This window comes from Streptomyces sp. WM6378 (genome assembly GCF_001279695.1).
In the GTDB taxonomy this organism is placed as follows: Bacteria; Actinomycetota; Actinomycetes; order Streptomycetales; family Streptomycetaceae; genus Streptomyces.
The window spans coordinates 1-2992 of sequence record NZ_LGDD01000201.1 but is presented as its reverse complement, the minus strand read 5'-3'; the positions used below and the strand labels follow the sequence as shown (position 1 = coordinate 2992).

The 2992-nt window shown below is 70.9% G+C and carries 3 protein-coding genes; 1 reads left to right on the top strand and 2 read right to left on the bottom strand.

The features are described 5' to 3' along the window. Positions 1-341 (bottom strand): helix-turn-helix domain-containing protein (locus ADK54_RS17200; protein WP_053726525.1); only part of this gene is annotated, 341 nt, incomplete at its 3' end. A gap of 161 nt (positions 342-502) precedes the next feature. After that, positions 503-895 (bottom strand): SH3 domain-containing protein, encoded by a 393-nt coding sequence (locus ADK54_RS44905; protein WP_053726524.1) that lies wholly within the window; start codon positions 893-895, stop codon positions 503-505. Between the two features lie 323 nt (positions 896-1218). Between ADK54_RS44905 and ADK54_RS17190 the strand changes: the two genes are divergently transcribed. Beyond that, on the top strand, positions 1219-2841 hold the full coding sequence (locus tag ADK54_RS17190) for an MFS transporter (protein WP_234392108.1): 1623 nt from the start codon (positions 1219-1221) through the stop codon (positions 2839-2841). Positions 2842-2992: the final 151 nt, after the last annotated feature.

Genomic DNA, 2992 nt, shown 5'->3' with positions numbered 1-2992 from the left:
ATCGTACGGCGGTGGGGGCGGCGGGCGGGCGGGTCTTCGGGCAGTGCCGGCTCCGGCTGTGACGGGGCCGTGGGCTCGGGGGGTCGTACCGAGCGGTCCCAGAGTTCGAGGAGTCGCGCGTGGTGCTCGGCGCCGCCGAGGGCGCCGAAGGCGTCGACCGCGTCACGCGGCGGGAAGTTGTCCCCGTTGAGATAGCGGTGCCAGGCGGATTTGCTGTACGCGGTGCGGGTGGCCAGGCCGGCCAGGCTCAGGCCCGAGGTCTGTTTGAGATGCCTCAACTCCTCGATGAGGAGCCGGAGTTCGGGTCGGGTCGACTCGGGCAACTGTCGCCACTGGGCCACGCGGTCCCTCCCAAAAGTCCACAACATCCTGTTCCGGGGGCATCTGTACCCCCGAGGGGCCGGAGTCAAGCTCCGGCCCCTCGGGCGAACGGGCGATGGAGTGGATCGGGCCCTGACCGCCAGTCCCCGATGGTCAGGGCCCGGCCGTCAGATCCCGGTGCTCAGCACCACGGCAGGGAGGCCCGGGCCGGGACCCGTACGTAGTGGGCGGAGACGTAGCGGCCGTGGTGGCCGGCCAGGCGGTACCAGACATGGTTGCCGTGCACCGAGGTGCCATTCTTCTTGCAGGTCAGGTACACCTTGTGGCCCGAGCGCAGGGTGCCGGTGGTCCGGTAGGAGGTGCCGGCGCCGGAGCGGACGTGGAGCGGGCGGCCGTATCCGGTGACCACCACACCACGGGCGTGGATCCTGTGGTGGTGGTAGGCGGTGGCGACGCTCGCCTTCGCCGGGGCGGCCGACGCGGCCGTGGGGGTCGCGGCCATCGCGGTGGCCGGGAACAGGGCGAGCAGGGCGGCGACGGCGACGACGCCGCTACGCACGGTGCTTCGGTTCATGTGTGTCTCTCCAAGGTGCGGGGTCCCCGAGTAAGTGACCCTGTGTCAGCAAATGTGTCCGGGGAGCGACGCCGGAATTCGTCCCAGCCGTGCCTGGGACGAATAGGGACGGGGCTGCTGGGGCCCGGCCCGGCACGACGGGCGAGTACCGGCGCTCGCCGTGCCCGCGTTCACTCGCGTGGCGGAACGCCTGGGCCTCACTTAGCGTGAGGAAGGGCGATCGCCGGCCGGCTGCTTTTCGCCGCGAAGCCGGTTGCGGCTCTCCGCGGAGGAGGCGGCCACAGGAGATCGCGGCCACAGGAGATTACCGAGGAGACCGGCACATGGGCCGTCACACCAAGGACTCTGTCGAGGTAGGACGCGCCGAGCGCATAGCGGCCGCGTCCGACCGGTTGTCAACGGTCGGACAGTCCGGGCAGTCGCCCCCGCTGCCCACCCCGCCCCCGGGCGTCGCGTACGCCGGTGAAGGTGTGCCGCCGCCCCGGGCCCCGCACACCGGGGCCAAGCACGAGCACCGCTGGCTCGTCCTCGGCGTGATCGCGCTCGCCCAGCTCATGGTCGTCCTCGACGCGACCATCGTGAACATCGCGCTGCCCTCCGCGCAGCGCGATCTCGGCTTCACCGACGGAAACCGCCAGTGGATCGTCACGGCGTACGCCCTCGCCTTCGGCTCGCTCCTGCTGCTGGGCGGACGGATCGCCGACCTCGTCGGACGCAAGGTCGTCTTCCTGACCGGCCTCGTCGGCTTCGCGCTCGCCTCCGCGATCGGCGGCGCCGCACCCAACTTCGAAGTCCTGGTCACCGCCCGCGCACTGCAGGGCGTGTTCGGCGCGCTGCTCGCCCCGGCCGCCCTCTCGCTGCTCACGACGACGTTCACCGATCCGAAGGAACGCGCCAAGGCGTTCGGCATCTACGGCGCGGTCGCGGGTACGGGCGGCGCGGTGGGACTGCTGCTCGGCGGAGTGCTCACCGAGTACCTCGACTGGCGCTGGTGCCTGTACGTCAACCTCCTCTTCGCGGCCCTCGCCTTCCTCGGCGCGCTGCGCCTGCTGCACCCGGGCGCCCCGCAGGACCGCCCGAAGCTGGACATCCCGGGCACGATCCTTGTCTCGGCCGGCCTGTTCTGCATCGTGTACGGCTTCTCCAACGCGGAGACGCACGCGTGGAGCTCGGTGCAGACCTGGGGATTCCTCGCGGTAGGCGGCGTACTGCTCGCGACGTTCGCCGCATGGCAGACGAGAGCGAAGCACCCGCTCCTCCCCCTCCGCGTCGTGCTGGACCGGGACCGGGGAGCCTCCTACCTGGCGATGTTCATCTCGGGCGCGGGCATGTTCGGCGTGTTCCTGTTCCTGACGTACTACCTCCAGCAGATCCTGCGGTACTCCCCGGTCAAGACCGGGCTCGCCTTCCTGCCGATGGTGTTCGCGATGATCGTGAGCTCGGTCATCGCGCAGAACAAGCTGGTCCCGAGGCTGGGCGCGAAGCCGATCGTGCCGCTGGGCATGGGGCTCGGCGCGGCCGGACTCGCGTGGATGACGGCCCTCGACGCGACGAGCGGATACGCCGGGCACGTGCTGCCCCCGCTGCTCGTGATGGGCGTCGGCATGGGCCTGATCTTCGCCCCCGCGATGAGCATGGCCACGGCGGGGGTGGCCGCACACGACGCGGGCGTCGCCTCGGCGATGGTCAACACCAGCCAGCAGGTGGGCGGTTCGATCGGCACGGCGCTGCTCAATACGTTGGCGACGAGCGCGGCCACGAACTACTTGGTGGGCCGCGAGCCCACCCCCGCGGCGAGGGTCCAGGCCCAGCTGCACAGCTACTCGACGGCGTACTGGTGGTCGGCGGCGTTCTTCGCACTGGGCTTGGTGGTGTCGGTCGCCCTGTACCGAAAGGGCCCGCCACGGCCGGCGGTGGGGCCGACGGAGGGGCCGGTGCATATGTGAGCGGTGGGGGTGTGGGTGGCTCACATGTGGGTGGCCCACATGTGCTGCCGATGACATTTGTCCTGCGGGAGTCGGGATTCTTCGCTCTGCCGTGGGGCCCCTCCCCGACGGGAGTATCAGTGGTGTCGGCAAGGGGCCGGCGGTCGGTGGG

What these genes read in the sequence shown, in the direction of transcription:
- ADK54_RS44905 (WP_053726524.1), bottom strand. Translation starts at nt 895, where the DNA reads ATGAACCGAAGCACCGTGCGTAGCGGCGTCGTCGCCGTCGCCGCCCTG.
- ADK54_RS17190 (WP_234392108.1), top strand. Translation starts at nt 1,219, where the DNA reads ATGGGCCGTCACACCAAGGACTCTGTCGAGGTAGGACGCGCCGAGCGC.